This window comes from Alkanindiges illinoisensis DSM 15370 (genome assembly GCF_000619845.1).
Taxonomy (GTDB): Bacteria; Pseudomonadota; Gammaproteobacteria; order Pseudomonadales; family Moraxellaceae; genus Alkanindiges; species Alkanindiges illinoisensis.
In genome coordinates, this window is sequence record NZ_JHUX01000007.1 from 64,705 (window position 1) to 83,803 (window position 19,099).

At 48.4% G+C, this 19,099-nt stretch carries 20 protein-coding genes and 1 pseudogene; 15 read left to right on the plus strand and 6 right to left on the minus strand.

The genetic code is table 11. From position 1 onward, the window contains the following. Positions 1 to 30: 30 nt before the first annotated feature. A complete protein-coding gene (locus tag Q337_RS0111385) occupies positions 31 to 447 on the minus strand; it encodes a hypothetical protein (protein WP_156935785.1) in 417 nt (138 codons plus the stop codon). 157 nt (positions 448 to 604) lie between these two features. Between Q337_RS0111385 and Q337_RS0111395 the strand changes: the two genes are divergently transcribed. The 3 genes from Q337_RS0111395 (at position 605) to Q337_RS0111405 (ending at position 2,782) form a co-directional block, all read left to right on the plus strand. Then, positions 605 to 1,000, plus strand: coding sequence for an MAPEG family protein (locus Q337_RS0111395; RefSeq protein ID WP_026471693.1), 396 nt, complete (start codon positions 605 to 607; stop codon positions 998 to 1,000). A gap of 151 nt (positions 1,001 to 1,151) precedes the next feature. Then, the gene (gene ppa, locus Q337_RS0111400; protein WP_026471694.1) at positions 1,152 to 1,679 is read left to right on the plus strand and encodes an inorganic diphosphatase; all 528 of its coding nucleotides are present in this window, start codon (positions 1,152 to 1,154) and stop codon (positions 1,677 to 1,679) included. A 323-nt stretch (positions 1,680 to 2,002) separates the two neighbouring features. Beyond that, a complete protein-coding gene (locus Q337_RS0111405; RefSeq protein ID WP_026471695.1) occupies positions 2,003 to 2,782 on the plus strand; it encodes a TorF family putative porin in 780 nt (259 codons plus the stop codon). 95 nt (positions 2,783 to 2,877) lie between these two features. Here Q337_RS0111405 and Q337_RS0111410 read toward each other — a convergent pair whose 3' ends face one another. Together Q337_RS0111410 and Q337_RS0111415 are read right to left on the minus strand one after the other, a co-directional pair. Continuing rightward, complete coding sequence (locus Q337_RS0111410; RefSeq protein WP_026471696.1) at positions 2,878 to 4,359, minus strand: YifB family Mg chelatase-like AAA ATPase; 1,482 nt, start codon at positions 4,357 to 4,359, stop codon at positions 2,878 to 2,880. Between the two features lie 113 nt (positions 4,360 to 4,472). After that, positions 4,473 to 4,715 carry an accessory factor UbiK family protein gene (locus tag Q337_RS0111415; protein WP_026471697.1) on the minus strand — a complete coding sequence of 81 codons (243 nt, stop codon included), beginning with the start codon at positions 4,713 to 4,715 and terminating at the stop codon, positions 4,473 to 4,475. Positions 4,716 to 5,028: 313 nt separating this feature from the next. On the opposite strand from Q337_RS0111415, the gene Q337_RS0111420 reads away from it, so the two are divergent. From Q337_RS0111420 to Q337_RS0111460, 9 genes and pseudogenes are all read left to right on the plus strand, one after another. Next, entirely contained in the window at positions 5,029 to 5,811 is a 783-nt protein-coding gene (locus tag Q337_RS0111420) for a TorF family putative porin (protein ID WP_034280170.1), read from the plus strand. Between the two features lie 132 nt (positions 5,812 to 5,943). After that, positions 5,944 to 6,282: a P-II family nitrogen regulator gene (gene glnK, locus Q337_RS0111425; RefSeq protein WP_026471699.1), complete on the plus strand. Its 339-nt coding sequence runs from the start codon at positions 5,944 to 5,946 to the stop codon at positions 6,280 to 6,282. A gap of 74 nt (positions 6,283 to 6,356) precedes the next feature. Then, entirely contained in the window at positions 6,357 to 7,832 is a 1,476-nt protein-coding gene (locus tag Q337_RS0111430; protein ID WP_026471700.1) for an ammonium transporter, read from the plus strand. Between the two features lie 116 nt (positions 7,833 to 7,948). Further along, positions 7,949 to 8,389 (plus strand): annotated as a pseudogene (gene nrdR, locus Q337_RS17590) (transcriptional regulator NrdR); the annotation flags it as partial. A gap of 110 nt (positions 8,390 to 8,499) precedes the next feature. Next, on the plus strand, positions 8,500 to 9,564 hold the full coding sequence (gene ribD, locus Q337_RS0111440) for a bifunctional diaminohydroxyphosphoribosylaminopyrimidine deaminase/5-amino-6-(5-phosphoribosylamino)uracil reductase RibD (protein WP_026471701.1): 1,065 nt from the start codon (positions 8,500 to 8,502) through the stop codon (positions 9,562 to 9,564). Between the two features lie 46 nt (positions 9,565 to 9,610). Then, positions 9,611 to 10,912 (plus strand): DNA adenine methylase, encoded by a 1,302-nt coding sequence (locus tag Q337_RS0111445; RefSeq protein WP_026471702.1) that lies wholly within the window; start codon positions 9,611 to 9,613, stop codon positions 10,910 to 10,912. Between the two features lie 147 nt (positions 10,913 to 11,059). Continuing rightward, positions 11,060 to 11,380, plus strand: coding sequence for a hypothetical protein (locus Q337_RS0111450; RefSeq protein WP_156935786.1), 321 nt, complete (start codon positions 11,060 to 11,062; stop codon positions 11,378 to 11,380). A gap of 156 nt (positions 11,381 to 11,536) precedes the next feature. Next, the gene (locus Q337_RS0111455; protein ID WP_026471704.1) at positions 11,537 to 12,199 is read left to right on the plus strand and encodes a riboflavin synthase; all 663 of its coding nucleotides are present in this window, start codon (positions 11,537 to 11,539) and stop codon (positions 12,197 to 12,199) included. 178 nt (positions 12,200 to 12,377) lie between these two features. Next, positions 12,378 to 12,902, plus strand: coding sequence for a hypothetical protein (locus Q337_RS0111460; RefSeq protein WP_228133126.1), 525 nt, complete (start codon positions 12,378 to 12,380; stop codon positions 12,900 to 12,902). Between the two features lie 71 nt (positions 12,903 to 12,973). On the opposite strand, the gene Q337_RS17595 is transcribed toward Q337_RS0111460, so the two are convergent. The 3 genes from Q337_RS17595 to Q337_RS0111475 all read right to left on the minus strand — a co-directional run bounded on the left by Q337_RS17595 (position 12,974) and on the right by Q337_RS0111475 (position 15,767). Next, a complete protein-coding gene (locus Q337_RS17595; protein WP_034280178.1) occupies positions 12,974 to 13,741 on the minus strand; it encodes a coiled-coil domain-containing protein in 768 nt (255 codons plus the stop codon). Between the two features lie 90 nt (positions 13,742 to 13,831). After that, positions 13,832 to 14,236: a DNA polymerase III subunit chi gene (locus tag Q337_RS0111470; protein WP_026471706.1), complete on the minus strand. Its 405-nt coding sequence runs from the start codon at positions 14,234 to 14,236 to the stop codon at positions 13,832 to 13,834. A 10-nt stretch (positions 14,237 to 14,246) separates the two neighbouring features. Next, positions 14,247 to 15,767 (minus strand): leucyl aminopeptidase, encoded by a 1,521-nt coding sequence (locus Q337_RS0111475; protein WP_026471707.1) that lies wholly within the window; start codon positions 15,765 to 15,767, stop codon positions 14,247 to 14,249. A gap of 177 nt (positions 15,768 to 15,944) precedes the next feature. On the opposite strand from Q337_RS0111475, the gene lptF reads away from it, so the two are divergent. The 3 genes from lptF (at position 15,945) to Q337_RS0111490 (ending at position 19,084) form a co-directional block, all read left to right on the plus strand. Beyond that, on the plus strand, positions 15,945 to 17,048 hold the full coding sequence (gene lptF, locus Q337_RS0111480; RefSeq protein WP_026471708.1) for an LPS export ABC transporter permease LptF: 1,104 nt from the start codon (positions 15,945 to 15,947) through the stop codon (positions 17,046 to 17,048). Further along, complete coding sequence (gene lptG, locus Q337_RS0111485) at positions 17,045 to 18,118, plus strand: LPS export ABC transporter permease LptG (RefSeq protein ID WP_026471709.1); 1,074 nt, start codon at positions 17,045 to 17,047, stop codon at positions 18,116 to 18,118. Before lptF ends, lptG begins: the two co-directional genes overlap by 4 nt. 69 nt (positions 18,119 to 18,187) lie before the next feature. Beyond that, the gene (locus Q337_RS0111490; protein WP_026471710.1) at positions 18,188 to 19,084 is read left to right on the plus strand and encodes an alpha/beta fold hydrolase; all 897 of its coding nucleotides are present in this window, start codon (positions 18,188 to 18,190) and stop codon (positions 19,082 to 19,084) included. Positions 19,085 to 19,099 lie beyond the last annotated feature (15 nt).

Consider the following 19,099-nt stretch of genomic DNA (forward strand, 5'->3'; position numbering starts at 1 on the left):
GAAAATAAACTTTTAAAAGGTTAATGGCCCTTAAAATTTTTGCATCAGCTTAACCAAATAAGGCCGGGATAAGCGGAACAACGCAGTAAAACTACCTATTGCAACCAGTTGCAAAAACAAATGCCCGTGATCGAATTGCAAGTGATGGCTTATGAAGTTATCGGTCAGGCAAAAAACTAGCACCAAGGGTAATAACAGCAACAGTGAGCGCTGATAAACACTGGACAGAATCAAGAACAGGCCAGTAACCATAAAGGTGGCCAGCAGTGAATATAAATTCTGGTTGGCAGCCATGACACTAATGATCAATGCCAGAATAATAGCTGCAACTATGGTGAGTTTATTCAGGCGTTTCTCATGCTGCTGTTGCTGTGCCAATGCAGTATGAAGCGAGTTCTGATGTATTGGATCAGAATCCGGGGAGTGCGGGTGAGCAGGATCAGGCATACAAAGACAACCCATACAATAAAAATAGGAAGTGAGCAGGTAACGAGCCAGCAGGAAATCTGCAATTAAAAATTGACCTGATTGGCTAAAAAATCACATTATTATAGAAATTCTTATGCTAAGGTTGTGCTGTTTTTTTAAATTTTAACAACAGCCAATGAGTTCAATCAATTCCCTTATTTATGTCATTTTGGCAGCGTGTTTGCTGCCTTATGTATTTGCATGGATTGCCAAGCTAAGTGGCGGGTTTACTCTCAAGGATAACCAGCAGCCACGCGAATTTATGGCACGAACCACAGGGCTGGCTGCGCGTGCCAATGCAGTACAGCTCAACAGCTTTGAAAGCCTGCCGCTGTTTTTGACCAGTGTGCTGCTGGCAGAGTATCTGGTGGTACCGACAGCCATTACCTTTAATTTGAGCATTGCGTATCTGGTGCTACGACTATTGTATGGCTGTGCCTATCTGGCCAACTGGGCCACGCTACGTAGTATTCTCTGGTTGCTGTCGATGGCATGTCCGGTACTTTTACTGTTATTGACGGCACGCATCTGATCCAGAAGTGATAGCCCGGCCTATAGCTCTCCTGTCAGGCATTTTTGGTATGATCCGTCACAATGTCTGCTGCAATGGATGCCGGATGAGTCAACTTAGGGCTATAATGTGCCACGTTTTTTAAACCACCCTTTTGCAGTAGAGTGATCCTATGAGCTACAACAACATTCCTCCCGGTAAAGATGCACCCAATGATATCTATGTGATCATTGAAATTCCTGCCAATCATGATCCGATCAAGTATGAAATTGACAAGGATTCTGATGCGCTGTTTGTTGACCGCTTCATGGGCACGCCCATGTTTTATCCGGCCAACTATGGCTATGTGCCAAACACCTTGTCTGAAGATGGCGACCCGCTTGATGTTCTGGTGGTAACGCCTTATCCAGTGGTTGCAGGTTCGGTAATCCGCTGCCGTCCGGTTGGCAAGCTGAAAATGGAAGATGACGGTGGCATTGACGCCAAGCTGGTTGCCGTGCCGCATGAAAAACTGACTCCGCTTTATAAAAACGTGCAGGAATACACGGACCTGCCAGAACTGCTGATCAAGCAAATTGAACATTTCTTTAGCCACTACAAAGACCTTGAGCCGGGCAAGTGGGTAAAAATCAGTGGCTGGGAAGGTAGTGACGTGGCCAAGGCTGAAGTATTAAAAGCCATTGAAGCCGCTAAAAAATAAGCAGTAGACAATCTTAAAATCCGTCCCTATGTTGTGCTAGCTGGGACGGATTTTTTTATGGGTATATATTTTTAAACCCTAATGGAGATGGATTAAAAAACGCCCTGTTTTAAGGCGTTCCTTTTTATCTTTTTTAAAAACGCACCAAGATGATCGACTAACTTGTAACCAGATTTTTGCTTATAAAAAATTATAAATATAAAAATAATAATTATATTTCATATACTTAATTAAAAAAGCAAAGGTTGGCACGCCAATTGTATTAAGGAAATATGACAGCGTCGTCACTTTAAAACATAGATCGTTCTTGGGGAGCGTGCACAATGAAATTTGGTTTAAAAACTCTGGTAGCTTCTGTGGTAGTGGTTAGCGGTTTAAGCAATGCAGTTGCTGCTGAAACAACACCTTTGCCATTTCCGGGAACAGTAACTGGCAACGTAGGCGTTGTATCCAATTATAACCTGCGTGGTATTACCACAGCACCATGGGGTCCAGAAAATGACAATGCTGCAGTACAGGGTGGTCTGGATTATAGCCATGACAGCGGCTTTTATTTAGGTTACTGGTTTTCAACCCTGGGGTATTCATACGCAGGATTGCAACCTGGTTGTGTAGGAACAAAATGTACTACCAAATCTTTTGAAAATGACTTTTACGGTGGCTTTAAAGGCAAGCTGACTGAAGATGTGGGGTATACCGTGGGTGGTACGATTTATTACTACTATCCGGGCTGGGAATCTACCGGTTATGAAACCATGCTGGGCCTGAACTACAAGGAATTCAGCATCAGCGCACAAACCCTGCTGAACAATGTGACCTTCGGGAATAAGGGCGATACATATTTCCTTGCTACCTATGCCCCTGCATTACCCGGTGGCTTTACTGGTAAGGCACAGCTGGCCGCTTATTACTATGGTGATGATGATGAGTTTACCGGCCCGACCACCACAGACTTTGCTTTCCGTCATGCCACATTGGGTTTAAGTCATCCACTGGGTGCAACTGGCGCGACCATGAGTCTGGATTATCTGATTGGCGGTTATGCACGTGATGAAAGCAAACAGAAAAACAAAGTGGTACTAGGCGCAAGCTATACGTTCTAAGCCATTAAATTTTTAAAACTGCAATAAAAAGGAGCTGAATAATCAGCTCTTTTTTATTGCATGAGGGAATGCTTCTGGTTTCAGATTTTGCAGTATTAGCCCTGTCCCCGGTAACTTAAGGCTTCGGTCAGGTGACTGCTGGCAATCACCTCACTGCCTGCCAGATCGGCAATGGTGCGTGCAACCCGCAAGATGCGGTGATAGGCACGTGCTGACAGGTTCAGGCGTTGCTGCGCCAGCTGGATAATTTTTTGCTCAGGCTCACCCAGTACTGCAAACTGATCCAGCAATTGCGGATTTAAGGCTGCATTACTTAGGCCTTGCCGCTGAATCTGACGTTGGCGTGCTGCAATCACCCGGGCACGTACACTGGCTGAGCTTTCGCCCGCAGTTCGGGATTGCAAATCACTGGCCGGCAGGGCAGGTACTTCAATATGCAAATCAATACGATCCAGCAATGGTCCGGATAAACGGCCCCGATAACGCTTGACCATATCCGGTGTGCATTTGCAGCGCTGGCTGCTATCCGAGGCATAACCACAGGGACAGGGATTCATGGCGGCCACCAACTGAAAGTTGGCCGGAAAGGTAATTTGCCGTGCTGCCCGTGAAATCACCACTTCCTTGGATTCCAGTGGCTGGCGCAATACTTCCAGCACTTTGCGGTCAAATTCTGGTAGCTCATCCAGAAACAGCACGCCATAATGCGCCAGACTGATTTCACCGGGCCGTGGCTGTGAACCGCCACCCACCAGTGCTGCTGCCGATGCCGTATGATGCGGCGCACGAAAAGGCCGTTCGCCAAAACTTAAAGCGTGGTTGGCAATAGAATACACGCTAGCCACTTCCAGGCTTTCTTCATCATTCAGTGGCGGCAGAATACCGGGCAGACGTGACGCTAGCAGAGTTTTTCCAGTACCGGGCGGCCCACAAAACAGCAGTGAATGGCCACCTGCTGCTGCAATTTCCAGAGCGCGGCGTGCCCGATGCTGGCCTTTCACATCGGCCATATCCGGCAGGTTAATCTGCTGGGTAAGTGGCTGGTGCTGCACGAGAGCTAACTGTTCCACCTGCTGCAAATGGGCGCAAATTTGCTTAAGCGTGCCTGCCGCATAAATCCGTGCGTCAGGAATCTTGGCGGCTTCATTGCCATTACCATGAGACACCAGCAATGGCCGTTTGGCCAGATGCGCGGCGCGGGCCACAGCCAGTACACCCATTACTGGACGCAAATCACCATTTAAGGCCAGTTCGCCCACAAACTCCTTGTCATGCAGGGCATCAGCATCCAGTTGGCCACTAGCCGCCAGAATACCCAGCGCAATCGGTAAATCCAGTCTGGCGCCTTCTTTGGGCAGGTCGGCAGGCGCCAGATTAATAGTCAGGCGACGGCTGGGAAATTCAAACCCGCTATTGATAATGGCAGAACGCACCCGATCCTTGCTTTCACGCACGGCAGCTTCAGGAAGGCCAACGATGGTGAGGGCAGGTAATCCCTGACTTAAATGCACTTCAACCTGAACTTCAGGCGCATGCAGGCCGAGCGCTGCCCGGGAGGTTACAACAGCAAATGACATAGAAAAACCTAAATTATTGTTTTGAAAATTTAATGATTTTAAATAAGGACTGATTAAAAAGTACGCAGCTTAAATTGTACAGCTAATCAGATTGTACAGCTCAAGGTGCACGGTTAGGGTGCGGCTGGGCTCTCCAGTAAAGCAACTTTTTCAGTTAATGTTTCAATCTCGACTAACAGGCTGGCAATATTTTTCTGGGCATTCAGTAATGCGGTTTGCTGGCGCAGAAATTCTTCCTGACTAACCAGATCCATACGGGTAATCATCTCGGATAACAAGGCGCGCAGGTTTTTTTCCAGATCGGCTTTGGGTTCGTGAAGCTGTTCCAGAATGGCTTGAAGCAATTGCTCTATCATGGTGAATTAATGCTCCATTTTGAGGCGTAAAATCAGTATATGGAAAAAAAGAATAAAAAAACCGCATAAAATCTTGAGGTTTTTATTGATTAAGTAGAAGTGTAATCGCAAAAGTCTAAAGTAAAAATACAGAATTAAGTTTTCTTGTAGCATTTGGAAACAATTTTATGCATGATCAGTTAACAACGATGTCGAACACGGAAAAATCTGCGTAAGGCTTTGCCTGTCAGAGGCCATGTAGCGACACTAATTGCCAGCGAATTTGGCAAAGTGAATACATTTATTTAGGGTTAACTATTTTAAGGGTGATGTGATGAAAGGATTAAAACAAATTGCAGTTACAGGCTGTATCTTGGCCCTGATGAGCCATGTTCAGGCCGCCGATGTGATTACCGTGCCGGGTGTAACCACCACAGGTAATGTAACGCTGTCTACCGACTACCGTTTCCGTGGTATTTCGCAAACCAGTAATAATCCTGCCATTCAGGGTGCCATTAACTTTAACCATGAGTCAGGAACATATGCCAGTCTGTGGGCCTCAAATGTCAGCGGCAACAGTACTGCAGAAATTGACGGCGTGCTGGGTTATGCCACCAAGCTCAACCTGATTCCCAACCGTGATACCACACTGGATGTGGGCTATATCCGCTATATGTATGCAGGCTCTGGCGATTCTGCGCCGGGTAGCAAACAGCCCGACTATAATGAGCTGTTTGGCCGTTTAAACCTTGCTGGTAGCGTGATCAAGGAAGATAACCTGATGGTTGGGGCAAATTATTCCAATGATTATTTTAACCAGTCCGATAACTTCTGGTATTTCAGTGCCAATTATACCGCACCCATCAAGGATACCGGTTTTGGACTGGTGGCTGGTGTCGGCTATAACCTGTTCAAGAATAGCCGCATGATGAACCGCGCGCTGGGTACGGCCAGTACCGATGACAGCTATATCGACTATAAGCTGGGCACCAGTTTTGGTGTGCAGGGCCTGACTACTGAACTGGCCTGGGTAGATACCAGCCTAAAAGACAGTGAATGCGTTGATAAAAAAGCCTGCGATGGTACGGTACAACTGAGCATCAGTAAAACATTCTAGGTACAACTTGACAGTCAAATACGTTATAAAGAGGGTCGCGTCAGCGGCCTTTTTTGTTTCCCCCACAATTGATGCTGTTGGCACGTTTTTTGAACATGGAAATTACTGGTTATTTACCTGAGGTCTTTTGAAATGAAACTTGTAACCGCTGTGGTTAAGCCTTTTAAACTTGACGATGTTCGCGAGGCATTATCGGAAATAGGTGTGCAGGGTATTACTGTCACTGAAGTCAAGGGGTTTGGTCGTCAGAAAGGCCATACCGAACTGTATCGTGGCGCTGAATATGTGGTTGATTTTTTGCCAAAAGTAAAAATTGATATTGCCGTGCGCGACGACATGGTCGATGCAGTCATTGAAGCTATTACCCGTGTTGCCAGCACTGGCAAGATTGGTGACGGCAAGATTTTTGTCAGCAATCTGGAGCAGGTGATCCGTATTCGTACTGGCGAAACCGGACCGGATGCAGTTTAGTACAGACTACAATCATGGCATGGACTTTGCTGTAACCAAAATAACGCATTGATCCTGTGTTGGGGGAAGACACAATGAAACACATGTTACTTGCGCTGGGGTTATCCAGTGCACTTCTAACATCAGCAAGTGTATGGGCAGAAGCGCCTGCAACGATGCCAGAAGCTGTTACACAAGATGCAACGACAGCAACTGCAACCACAGAAACAGCTGCACCTGCCACCAGTGATAATATCACCATGGCCACAGCACCGGACAATGCAAATGTTCCGGTAGCTGCAGCGGCTGAACAAACAGTATCGGCTACTGAAGAGGCTGCGCCTGCGGCAGAAGCAGCGCCCAAGGTGGTTACTGGTGATACGGCATGGATTCTGACCTCAACGGCGCTGGTACTGCTGATGACCATTCCGGGTCTGGCGCTATTCTACGGCGGCATGGTGCGCAAGAAAAACGTACTCAGCACCATGATGTATAGCCTGTCTGCCACCATACTGGTTAGCCTGATCTGGGTGATTGTGGGCTATTCACTGGCTTTTTCCGGCGAAGGTGCCTATATCGGCAATCTGGGCAAGGTTCTGCTCAACGGCGTAGCATTTGATGCCTTAAGCGGTACGATTCCTGAAAGCCTGTTTGTGATTTTCCAGATGACCTTTGCCATTATTACCGTAGCCATTTTAAGTGGTTCGGTGGCTGACCGTATGAAGTACTCTGCATTCATGCTGTTTATTGCCCTGTGGGTAATTGCGGTTTATGCACCGATTACGCATTGGGTCTGGGCGGCTGGCGGCTGGTTGTTTGATGCCGGTGCGCTGGATTTTGCGGGTGGTACTGTAGTGCATATTAATTCGGGTGTAGCTGGCCTGGTTGCTGCCTATGTACTGGGCAAGCGCATTGGCTTTGGTAAGGAAGCCATGGCACCGCACAACCTCACCTTAACCGTAATTGGTGCAAGTTTGCTGTGGGTGGGCTGGTTTGGCTTTAACGGCGGTAGCGCACTGGGCGCTGGCAGCCGTGCCAGCATGGCGATTCTGGTGACTCAGGTTGCTGCTGCTGCTGCTGCGTTTGCCTGGCTGATTGCTGAGCGTTTTGTGCGTGGCAAGGCCTCTGTACTGGGTGGTGCATCCGGCGCTGTGGCCGGTCTGGTGGTGATTACCCCTGCTGCCGGTTTTGTCGGTGTCGGTGGCGCGCTGATCATGGGTCTGATTGGTGGTGTGGTATGCTTCTGGGGTACCACTTCCCTCAAGCGCATGCTCAAAGCAGATGATGCACTGGATGCCTTTGGCCTGCATGCGGTTGGTGGTATTGTCGGTGCTATGCTGACAGCCGTATGTGTTAACAGTGAAGTCATTGCTGCCGCTGGTCTTGAGTTGCCATCACTGGGCAAGCAACTGTGGATTCAGGCAGAAGGCGTACTGGCTACCATTATTTATAGTGGTGTCGTGACCTTTATCCTGCTGAAGATTGTAGATGTCATCATTGGCCTGCGTGTGAATGAAGAACAGGAACGCGAAGGTCTGGATATTACCCAGCATGGCGAACGTGTAGAGTAACGTGTCGTTATATGGGTTCAAAGATAAAAACGGTCTCTAGCAGGCCGTTTTTTTATACTTATTAAAAATGCATATTTTTGCTACACTGACCCATCAATTTTTCAAATGCTAGCACCATGCACTGTCCGTTTTGCAATGCTCCCGATAGTAAGGTGATTGATTCGCGGCTGGCTGCCGAGGGCCGGCAAATCCGTCGTCGTCGTGAATGTGTGGCCTGCGGTGACCGCTTTACCACTTTTGAGTCCTACGATGTAGTCATGCCACGGGTGATTAAGTCCAACGGGCGCAATGAACCTTTTAATGAGGAAAAACTGCGACATTCACTGACACTGGCGCTGCAAAAACGCCCGGTGAGTCAGGACCAGATTGAAGCCACCCTGCTGGATATTGGCCAGCATTTGCGCCGACTTGGAGAACGGGATGTGACCTCGCGCAAGATTGGCGAAATTGTCATGCAGTCACTGTATGACCTGGATCATGTGGCCTATGTGCGGTTTGCCTCGGTGTACCGGGATTTTCAGGATGTAGATGCCTTTAAGCGTGAAATTGAGCAAATGGGCATGGAGCAAACCGGCATTGCCAGAAATATGCTTGAGAAAGCCAGTCTGGAAAAACCAACATTAGAAAAGCCAGTATCAGAAAAGCTTAGTAAAGACAGTCAGAAACCATGATTAACCCCCTTTATATGCAGCGTGCCATTGAACTGGCCAAACAGGGGCAGTACAGCACCAAGCCTAATCCCAACGTGGGCTGTGTGATTGTTAAGGATGGGCAGATTGTGGGTGAGGGCTTTCATCCCCAAGCAGGCCAGCCACATGCCGAAGTGTTTGCCTTAAGACAGGCTGGTGAGCAGGCGCAGGGTGCAATAGCGTATGTGACGCTGGAACCCTGTGCGCATTATGGCCGCACACCACCGTGTGCCAATGCACTGGTAGAGGCAGGGGTTAGCCATGTGGTAATGGCAAGCCTTGATCCCAATCCACTGGTGGCAGGCAAAGGGCAGGCTATTCTGGAAGCAGCAGGGATTGGCACTAGAGTGGGCGTGCTAGAAGCTGAAGCACGCGCCTTAAACAAGGGTTTCCTGCAAGTCATGGCTGGCGGGCGACCCTATGTGCGCCTGAAAATGGCCGCCAGTCTGGATGGCCGTACTGCGATGGCATCGGGTGAATCCAAATGGATTACCGGTGAGGCCGCCCGGCTGGATGTGCAGCACTGGCGTGCCCTGAGTGGCGCGGTGATTACTGGCATTAACACCGTACTAGCGGATGATCCGGCCTTAAATGTCCGCCAATTATCCAGTGATTTTCCCATTGAAAACGTGGTGCAGCCCTTACGGGTGGTTCTGGATCGGCAAAGCCGTTTTCCGCAACAGGCCCAGCTGTTAAACCATCCTGAAAAGTTGCTGTTGGTTGGTACCCAGCCGAAAGTGGCACCAGCGGTTGAACACTGGCCGGACATGGCTCTGGCACAATTACTGAATGAATTAAAAAATCAAAAACAAATTTATGAGGTGCTGGTAGAAGCCGGGCCAACGCTGGCTGGCGAATTTTTGCGGCAGGGTCTGGTGGATGAGCTGATTGTATATCTGGCGCCGACCTTGCTGGGTTGTGATGCGCGTGCCATGTTTAATGTATCTTTGTCGCAAATGCGCGAGCAATATCGGCTACAATTGCAGGAGCTGACTCAGGTCGGGCAGGATGTGCGCCTGATTCTAAGCCCTGTTGCCCCTTAACCAGTTCATGTTTCAATGAGACGTTCTAACCCAATAGCGTAGAGTGATGAATACTGAAGCCAATGTGTATCACAAGCGTCGCCACGCTGCGCGAACCACCGATGATTACCTGTTTCATCAGCTGGTGCCTTATCTGGGCAACAAGCGTCGTCTGCTGCACCTGATTCTGGCAGCACTGGAACAAACCGGCACCCTGAATAGTAAAAGCAGTAAAAACGGCAAGCCGCCTATTTTTGCAGACCTGTTTGCCGGCAGTGGCGTGGTGTCACGACTGGCCCGGCAAAATGGCTACCGCGTAATTGCCAATGACTGGGAACCGTATAGCCATGCGTTGAACCATGCCTTGCTGGCCTGTGTGGAAGCGCCGGACTTTGCAGGCCTGGGCGGCTATCAGGCAGCGATTGACCAACTCAACAGCTTGCCGGAACAGGTGGGCTGGGTCACCCGCAACCTGTCCCCGCGCGATGATGATTTTTATGATCCGGCGCGTGACCGGCTGTTCTTTAAGCGCCGCAATGGCATGCGCATTGATGCCATCCGCAACCAGATTATGCAATGGCAGCATCAGGGCCTGATTACGCCACTGGAAATGAGTGCATTGCTGGCACCATTACTCTATTCAGCCAGTTTTGTTAGCAATACCAGTGGTGTCTTTAAAAGTTTCCATCAGGGCTGGGGTGGCAAAACCCAGACCGCGCTGGAACGTATTGACTCCCTGCTGTGGCTTACACCTAGCCGCTTTTGCCCCATTGGCACGCCCGGCCAGTTAGCCGCTGAAATGTGGTGCGTGGATGCCCAGTATCTGGCCAAACAAATGTCGTCGTTTAAGGTTGATATTGCCTATCTGGATCCGCCATATAACCAGCATGCCTATAGCAGCAATTATCATGTGCTCAATGCACTCACCCTGTGGGATCAGGTGGATTTACCCACCCCTGATACACCGGGCTTTAAAAGTGGCATCGACCGCGCATGGCGTAAGGAACGCCCCAGCCCCTACAATTCGGCCAAGTATGCTACCGAGGCCTATCAGGAACTGGTGGCAACCCTAAATTCCCGCTTTATCCTGACCAGCTACAGCACCGATGGCAATATTGCACCCAAGGATTTGCTCAAGGCCAATCTGGATCGCGGCCGTGTGACTTTGCTGACACAGGATGTACCGCGCTACCGGGTGAGCAAGCAGCGTCAGTCCGAGCGCGCGCGTACCCTTGAGTTTATTGTAATTACCGATACACAGGCCAAGTCAGGGCCACCCCTCAATCAATTGCTGGGTCAGCTTTATCACTTTGCCGAGCTGGGTGGCGTGGACACCTCTGGGCCAAGTACGCAACTGGCACTGTGGTAAGCATGTTTGATTGCACCTGAATCATTAAAATAATTGCTCACATTTTAAAATATTAAACAGCCTCAGGCTGCATTAGGATATTAAAGGCCCACCTGTTTAAGTAGAAGTCGGGTTAATCCTTATTAAACATGACAATAAGGAAAAATGATGCAAACACGTCTTAAAAAAATTGCGCTAACCACCTGCCTGCTATTGCTGGCGCCCTTAAGCTTTGCCACCACCTGGACAGCTGGCAGTAATCATCAGGGCAAAGTCACGGTTCCCATTGAGGGCGGCCCGGTAATCACTTGGCAATGCAATGGCAAAAGTTGCAGCCTGACTGGGCCGTGGGGCACTGAGTTGTCCATGGACTCCTGCCAGAATCTGGTCACACGGGTCGGCAAAATTAGCTATTACAAGAATAGTGCAGGCAAGGCATGGAATGCTAATTCAGATGAATTGGCCGAATGCAATCAGGTGGCCCGCTAAGCCATCTAGCCTGCGTTTTTCAGGCTCATGAACTGGTTTGGCAAAAGTTACCCGATGTTTTGTGGCGATATTTTTGAGGTTAGTTTGTGACATGGCTTTTGCCCCATGATTGGGTATAATCAGCGCCAGTTTAATTGCAGTGAAAGATAGCGCGCTATGTTTACAGGCATCATTGAAGCCGTAGGAAAAGTATTATCGTCCAGCCAGACGGCGGGTGATGTGCGTCTGGTGATTGATGCTGCCGGACTGGACATGGGCGATGTCAAACTGGGTGATTCAATTGCCACCAGCGGTGTCTGCCTGACTGTGATTGATTTTGGCAAGAACTGGTATGCGGCTGATGTCTCACTGGAAACCATTCGCCGCACCACCTTGCTGCAATGGAAAACGGGTACACTGGTTAACCTTGAAAAAGCCCTGTTACCCACCACACGTCTGGGAGGCCATCTGGTCAGTGGGCATGTGGATGGGCTGGGTGAAATTACCCTGGTACGTAAAGATGCCCGCTCGCTGTATTTCGAAGTTAAGGCACCGGATGAGCTGGCCAAATATCTGGCAGAAAAAGGCTCCATTACCGTAGATGGCATTAGCCTGACCATTAATCATTTAAATGGCGCTTTGCTGAGCCTCAATTTAGTACCGCATACGGCTGAGCAAACCACAATTAAGGAATGGAAAGTCGGCAGCAAGGTCAATCTGGAAGTAGACGTACTGGCGCGTTATCTGGAGCGCTTGTTACTGGGCGATAAAGCTGCACAGGCCACGGCCAAAAGTACCATTGATATGAGCTTTCTTGCAGAGAATGGGTTTCTGCGTTAACCCAATATTAGATATTCCAGCTTTTCCATAGTCCCAGCCTAATAAATATGGGCTAAATGAATAATAAATACTTCTAATCGCTATTTTTAGCTGACTTAAAACTCAAATATGTTGTGATTAAAAAACATATAGGTTAGGCACCTTTTTAAGCCTTAATAATTTAATTAAAGATGAGGAAATGATGAGAATATTTTTTATAACCCTGATTACTTTAGCATTAACAGCCTGTTCCAAGCCTTATGATAAATATATTGGATACTGGAAATTAGAAGATACCAGCTATTCTAAAATATTGGAAATTCGTAAAGAAGCTAAGGATACCTATTTGGTCAATGAAGATGTTTTAAGTGCTGCTAATTTATCAGGCCAAAATAAAAAAGAAATGGTTCTTGAGCAAAAAGATAATCAACTAGGTGTCAATAATGGTTTAACAGTCATTCCCTTTAGTTTATCTGAGGACGGAAACAGCTTGCGAATCAGGGAAAATAAATACATTAAAATTACTGACAATGAAGCGAAAACAGCAATAAAGAATAGGCAGGACTGTAATCAGCTGGAATCAAAGTTTAGAGAACAACGTCTTGCTTTTCGGTCATTTGTTAATGAAACTGAGAAAAAGCCACGTAACGAACTGCTTGAAAAATATACTACACTTCAAAAGCAGATTCCTGATTGTAAATTCTATATTCCAAAGGCCTACTAGAACAGCTACAACAGCCTTATTAAGTTAAGGCTGTTGCTTATTAAGATATTGAAAATAAAGGGAAAGCGAGGTTATTGCTCACTCATAATCTGCTCAATTTCAATTTTGGCTTGCTGTTTTAAGCGCTCACTCAACTGCTGCAAGGTTTCTTCAATATAAATTTCCGCTTCCAGCCACAGCGCATCCTTAAGCGCCTGCACCTGACTGGTATGTTGTTGTAATAGCTGTGCAGCCTGTTCCTGTTGACGCTGTTCCTGCCTGAGTTTGGCAGCTTGTTGTTCAGCAAGGCGCTGTTCTTCCAGCAGGCGTTGTTCCTGCTCTAGCCGTTGCAGCTCAGCTTGTTCTTGTCTGGCTTGCTCAGCCAGTCGTTGCTGCTCTTGTGCTTCACGCTCGGCAGCTTCTTTGGCCAGCCGTTCACGTTCAGCTTCTTCTGCCTGCTGGCGCGCCAGTTGTTCCTGGGCAAGGCGTTGCTGTTCACGTTGTTGCTCTAGCTCACGCTGTTCTTGTTCCAGCCTTAAGCGATCAGCTTCTGCCTGCTCGCGCGCGAGCTGTTCCTGCCGCTGGCGCTCTTTTTCTTCGGCTTCGGCTTTTTCACGGGCCAGTTGCTCGGCGCGCTGACGTTCCAGTTCCTGCTGGCGTTGCTGTTCTTCCAGCGCGGCTTTAACCAGTGCCTGATGCTGTTGCTCACGCTGTGCATCGGCAATTTGCCACTGGTTAAAGTCAGTTTCCACTTCCAGCAACTGGCAAATACTGTCCAGTTCACTAAAAACCTGCTGGCGCACCGCTTCTGGCGCTGCCAACCAACGCATCTGGAAGTCACGGCCCACATTTAACGCCATAATTTTTCCCAAAAACTAACCGATTTTAAATACATCAATTGCAATGGATTAGAATACTTGATCTGCATTTTCATCCATGTCAGCAATAAGCTACACCTGATAAGTCACTGGTTCAATGCCTAATGCACGGTAAGCCTTAAAACGTTCACGACCTACGGCTTTGGCAGCGTCTGTATTTTCAATTATTTCCAGCACACGACCAAATCGCTGTGGATCAACAATTGCCTGACCAAGATTCAGGCAGTCGCCCTTAAACTGTTCCGGCAAAGTCAGGCTCAGGCAAATGGGTGAGTGCAAGCTGTCGATGTCATGGGCCACAAAGCTGGCCGGGTCAAATTGCCACAGCAAGGCATCAAACTGTTGCATGGCATCCAGATCATCAAACTTGACCAGCAGGGGCTGCTGGGCAGTCTGAATGCTCTTGCGGCAAATCCGGCAGGCCAGATCGACCTGCCGGATCTGGCTTTGGATAAGATAAAACCCAACATCAGCCATGTGTTATCACTTACTGTACGTTCTGACTCTGACTGGCTTGACTACGCGTACGCAGGAATTGCATCAGCAATGGCACTGGACGACCTGTTGCACCTTTATTGCTGCCCGATAGCCATGCTACCCCGGCAATATCCAGATGCGCCCAGCGATATTCCTTGGTAAAGCGTTGCAGGAAACACGCAGCAGTAATGGCACCGCCGTAAGGCCCACCAATGTTGCCCATATCGGCAATCGGGGAGTCCAGCAGTTCCTGATAGTCATCAATCACTGGCATGCGCCATACCCGGTCATGCGATTGCTGACCAGCTTCCAGCAGCTCAGTGGCCAGTTCATTATCCGGACTAAACAAGCCAGCCAGTACCTTGCCCAGTGCAACCACGCAGGCGCCCGTTAAGGTAGCAATATCAATTACAGTATCCGGATTAAAGCGCTTGATATAGGTCAGGGCATCGCACAGCACCAGACGACCTTCAGCATCGGTATTTAAGATTTCAACCGTTTGCCCGCTCATGGTGGTGACAATATCACCCGGGCGGGTCGCGCGGCCAGAGGGCATGTTTTCGGCACACACCAGTGTTCCCACCACATTGATGGGCAGTCTGGCTTCACACAGGGCTTGCAGCGTACCTAGTACCGATGCTGCACCACACATGTCAAACTTCATTTCATCCATGCCAGCAGCTGGCTTGATCGAAATACCGCCAGTATCAAAGGTAATTCCTTTGCCCACCAGCACCACAGGTTTGCCTGAATCCGACTGAAAATCATCCGGCTTGCCTTTATATTCCAGAATCACCAAACGCGCTTCACGCTCGGAACCTTTGCTTACTGCCAGCAATGCATTCATGCCCAGTTCCTGCATGGCTGCTTCATCCAGCACGGAAACATTCAGCAGATCGGGGTATTGCTGTGCCAGTTGTAAGGCTTGCTCTGCCATATATTCAGGATGGCACACATTGGCAGGCTGATTGCCTACATCCTTGGCCAGTGACTGGCCCTTTGCCACAGCTTGCAGGTAATCAATACGGGATTGCAGTTCATTAGCACGGGTACTGTGCAAGACAATGCTGTCCAGAATGGTTTCAGATTTTTTACTCTTATAAGTATCAAAGCGGTAGGCGGCATTACTCAACGCCAGTACAAATGGCTCAATGGTCTGGTCAGCCAGTGCATCCAGTGAAATCACTGCTTGCGCCGTCCGGTTGGCCAATGCCTTATAAATACTAGTAGCCAGTGTTTGCGCCTGTCCGGCAGTCATCTTTTCCAACGCGCCAGCACCCACCAGCAAAACCTGGGAAAAATCAGTATTATTTAACTGATAAACTGGCAGGGTTTCGCCCAGTTTGGCCTTGAACTGGGCACGCTCAATCTGGGTGGAGAGTTGCTGTTGCACATCACTGGGTAGCTGGTCGTGTGACTGTACCAGTGTTTCCTGATCCAGAATTAATACCAGCGTGGCATTACTATTGGCGGTACTGCCAGTGGTTGTGTCTGAGGTTGGTAAAAGTTTGTTCTGTAAATTCAGTTTCATGTATTGACCTTGCATCATCGTGGCGAAGCAGTATTCCATTAAAACACTGTCCTGCTAGACTTGAACAGCCTAAATTGATACGCCACGTACTATTTTTTTAAGGTATAAGTACTTAAACTTGGCATTTTGTAATAGCCCTTTGTCATCACCCTTTTGGGTTTACTGTGGATAGCCCTTTTGATCATTCGTCGTTATTTGGTTCGTCAGGTTCTTAGCACCAGTGCTGTTACACTTAGCCTGTGTACACTCATATTATTAGGTGGACGGCTGATCAAGTATTTTGGAACAGCAGCACAGGGCCGTCTGGATGCCAGTGTACTATTTACTATTATTGCTTTTCGCTTGCCGGAATTTTTAACTCTGACGTTACCACTAGGTTTTTTTGTGGGCCTGATGCTGGTGTTTGGCCGCCTGTATGTTGACCATGAAATGGCGGTGCTTAACAGTAGCGGCGTGAGTCGTGATAGTCTGGGTGTATTACTAATTCCCATGACACTACTACTGATTGTAGCCGAAGCCGCGCTGGTCATCCAGATTACTCCCTGGGGTAACCGCAAGTTTGATCAGTTGTACGCTACCCAAGCTGTTCGTAGTGCATTTGATTTGGTGCAACCCCGAGAATTTATCTCAAATGGACGCTATACAATTTATGCTGGTTCCCTGTCGGATGACCGCCGTGATTTACAGGATATTTTCTTTTATGAACACAGTGAGCAACCCAACAAACCGGACATGCTGATTATGGCTGAACGGGCAACCCGCGTGGTTGATCCAACGAATCGTGCCAGCGTTGTCGACCTGACCCGTGGCCGCCGCTATGAAATTTATCCCGGCAAGCCTGAATACACCCATGCTGAATTTGCTACTTACCGTTTGCGCATTGAGCATGAAAGTGATCCTGAGCTTGGCACCCAGCGGGTAGAAGCCATGAGCATGACAGCACTGACCAAGCGCCTGGATGAACCGGTGGTCAGAAGTGAGTTTGGCTGGCGCTTGAGTGCGCCATGGGTGATGGCGCTGGCATTAATTCTGGCGCTCCCCTTGTCGCAGGTGAATCCACGGCAGGGGCGCTATTACCGCTTGATACCTGCCATTCTGATTTTTGCCAGCCTGATTGTGGCTTTAATAGCAGTTAAAACCCGTATTACCAAAGACCAGCTGGGTTTGTGGGGTTATCCGCTGGTGCTGGTCATTTATCTTGTGGTGGGCTTGCTTCTGTCACGGCGGCAGCGACTGTCACCACAGGCTGCCAAACGCATCAAGGAGGCGGCCCGGACATGACATCAATTCTAATGTTAGCTCGGCATGTCATTAAAACATCCGGCTTGGCGATGCTAGGTGCAGCAATCATACTATTGATTCTGTTTATGCTGTTTTCCTATATTGCCGAGCTGGGTGAATTAAAGGAAGGCTACAGTGCCTTAAATGCGTTTACTTATATTTTGTGGCAGGCTCCCAAGTTTTTGTATGACATCCTGCCCATTGCCGGCCTAATGGGTGCGGTTATTGGTTTAGGGTCCTTAGCGTCCAGTAGTGAACTGATTGTTATGCGCTCAGTAGGGATCAGCCTGTGGCGTATTGTGAGCTGGGTGTTATGGCCTGCCTTAGTGCTAGTGATTGTTTCATTTGCCTTAAGCCAATGGATTTTGCCCTATACCAACGAACAGGCACGTGCTATCCAGAAGCAGGGCGGTCAGTCAGTTAAAATTGGTGAGGTACATGGCTACTGGACCCGTGAAGGCAATCGCTATATTTATGTGAACTATGCCAATTCAATGGGCCAGCTTAAGCAGGTTGAAGTAATTGACCTGAACGAAAAATACCGTATTACCCAGACGCTGACTGCCCAAACGGGTGAATTTATGCAAAACCAGCAGTGGCAACTGGAGAGTGTAAATCAAATCCAGATTCAGCCGGATGGCAGTGCCAAACTAATTCATAACAATCATCTAAACCTGCCATTGGGTTTGCAACCGCGCTTTGTCCAGACCGTTACAGTAGCACCGGACGATCTGGCACCTACCCAGCTGATTGAGTACATGCGCTATTTGTCAGCCAGCGCGCAAGTGCCAAAACCCTATGTGCTGGCGCTATGGCAAAAAATTGCCGCCCCATTTGCCCTGATTTCGCTGGTAGTGATTGCCTGCTCATTTATTTTTGGGCCGCTACGCCAGCAGTCTATCGGTTTTCGGTTAGTAATAGCCCTGTTTATTGGATTGGGCTTTCGCTATTTGCAAGACTTTTTAAGCTATGCCAGCCTGGTGTATTCACCGTCACCTGCATGGTTTGTCCTGTTACCAATTGTAATTTGTTTTGGCTTTGGCGCGTATTTGCTCAATCGTGCAAAGTAGCCGGATGACGACATCTTACTCAATGACAAGACCTTAGCCATTAATTCGGATGTAAGCAGGAGCAGGATTATGCCAACAGTCATGACGCGTGACCAGCAACTATTGTACGTCCGTGTGGTTGGGCAAGGCCAGCCAGTATTGATGCTGCATGGACTGGGCATGCAAAGCAGCCAGTGGCTACCCTTTATTTTGCCTTTTATCCGGCATTTTAAATTTTACATGCCGGATTTTCGGGGTTTTGGCAAGTCAAAGGCACTGCGCCTGAATCAACCGGATGTTTTTGAAAACCATGCGCAGGATGTGCTGGATGTTATCCATCATGTTGACTTAAAAGATTTTTATCTGGTGGGTTATTCGCTGGGAGCCAGTACAGCATTGCATTTGCAGCATAGCCCTGAGTTTGCACAGGTACGCCGTTATTTGCACATTGACCAGTCACCTTGTGTGAGAAATCGGCCAGACTGGAATTATGGATTGTTTGGCACGCAGCAGGCGCAATTATTTAGTCAGTTTCAGCACATGCTGGATATTATTGCGCCGTTTGAAAACCACTTGTTGTTACAGCAGTTGCCCTATGCTACCCGGCGTCAGGCAGTGGCTGTTCTGGGGGAAATTTTTGAAACCATGCTGGGCAAGCCGCTAATCAAGCATGTGTTTAATCTGTCTGCACAACTGCCTGTACTGATGCCGCATGTTATTGCGCTATCAAGGCTGGAAGATATCCGTTTGTATTTGAATGCTTATATGGCTGGGCAACACGACTACCGTGAAATTCTGGGGCGATGGCAAATTCCAACCACCGTAATGATTGGGATGCAGTCACCTTTGTATCATGCCTGTGGTCAGCGTGTGATTAGCGACAAAATGCAGCCAGCACATGTGGTGGAGTTTCAAAAATCCGGCCATACCCCGTTATTGGATGAACCTATCAAGTTTGTTCGTGAGTTAGGACGGTTCTTAAACTAAAGCGCATTTAGAGTT

What these genes read in the sequence shown, in the direction of transcription:
- Q337_RS0111460 (WP_228133126.1), top strand. Translation starts at nt 12,378, where the DNA reads ATGATGAGAATATTTTTTATAACCCTGATTACTTTAGCATTAACAGCC.
- Q337_RS0111410 (WP_026471696.1), bottom strand. Translation starts at nt 4,359, where the DNA reads ATGTCATTTGCTGTTGTAACCTCCCGGGCAGCGCTCGGCCTGCATGCG.
- lptG (WP_026471709.1), top strand. Translation starts at nt 17,045, where the DNA reads ATGACATCAATTCTAATGTTAGCTCGGCATGTCATTAAAACATCCGGC.
- Q337_RS0111455 (WP_026471704.1), top strand. Translation starts at nt 11,537, where the DNA reads ATGTTTACAGGCATCATTGAAGCCGTAGGAAAAGTATTATCGTCCAGC.
- glnK (WP_026471699.1), top strand. Translation starts at nt 5,944, where the DNA reads ATGAAACTTGTAACCGCTGTGGTTAAGCCTTTTAAACTTGACGATGTT.
- Q337_RS0111415 (WP_026471697.1), bottom strand. Translation starts at nt 4,715, where the DNA reads ATGATAGAGCAATTGCTTCAAGCCATTCTGGAACAGCTTCACGAACCC.
- Q337_RS0111420 (WP_034280170.1), top strand. Translation starts at nt 5,029, where the DNA reads ATGAAAGGATTAAAACAAATTGCAGTTACAGGCTGTATCTTGGCCCTG.
- Q337_RS0111430 (WP_026471700.1), top strand. Translation starts at nt 6,357, where the DNA reads ATGAAACACATGTTACTTGCGCTGGGGTTATCCAGTGCACTTCTAACA.
- Q337_RS0111385 (WP_156935785.1), bottom strand. Translation starts at nt 447, where the DNA reads ATGCCTGATCCTGCTCACCCGCACTCCCCGGATTCTGATCCAATACAT.
- Q337_RS0111450 (WP_156935786.1), top strand. Translation starts at nt 11,060, where the DNA reads ATGCAAACACGTCTTAAAAAAATTGCGCTAACCACCTGCCTGCTATTG.
- Q337_RS0111475 (WP_026471707.1), bottom strand. Translation starts at nt 15,767, where the DNA reads ATGAAACTGAATTTACAGAACAAACTTTTACCAACCTCAGACACAACC.
- Q337_RS17595 (WP_034280178.1), bottom strand. Translation starts at nt 13,741, where the DNA reads ATGGCGTTAAATGTGGGCCGTGACTTCCAGATGCGTTGGTTGGCAGCG.
- ribD (WP_026471701.1), top strand. Translation starts at nt 8,500, where the DNA reads ATGATTAACCCCCTTTATATGCAGCGTGCCATTGAACTGGCCAAACAG.
- ppa (WP_026471694.1), top strand. Translation starts at nt 1,152, where the DNA reads ATGAGCTACAACAACATTCCTCCCGGTAAAGATGCACCCAATGATATC.
- Q337_RS0111405 (WP_026471695.1), top strand. Translation starts at nt 2,003, where the DNA reads ATGAAATTTGGTTTAAAAACTCTGGTAGCTTCTGTGGTAGTGGTTAGC.
- Q337_RS0111490 (WP_026471710.1), top strand. Translation starts at nt 18,188, where the DNA reads ATGCCAACAGTCATGACGCGTGACCAGCAACTATTGTACGTCCGTGTG.
- Q337_RS0111445 (WP_026471702.1), top strand. Translation starts at nt 9,611, where the DNA reads ATGAATACTGAAGCCAATGTGTATCACAAGCGTCGCCACGCTGCGCGA.
- Q337_RS0111470 (WP_026471706.1), bottom strand. Translation starts at nt 14,236, where the DNA reads ATGGCTGATGTTGGGTTTTATCTTATCCAAAGCCAGATCCGGCAGGTC.
- Q337_RS0111395 (WP_026471693.1), top strand. Translation starts at nt 605, where the DNA reads ATGAGTTCAATCAATTCCCTTATTTATGTCATTTTGGCAGCGTGTTTG.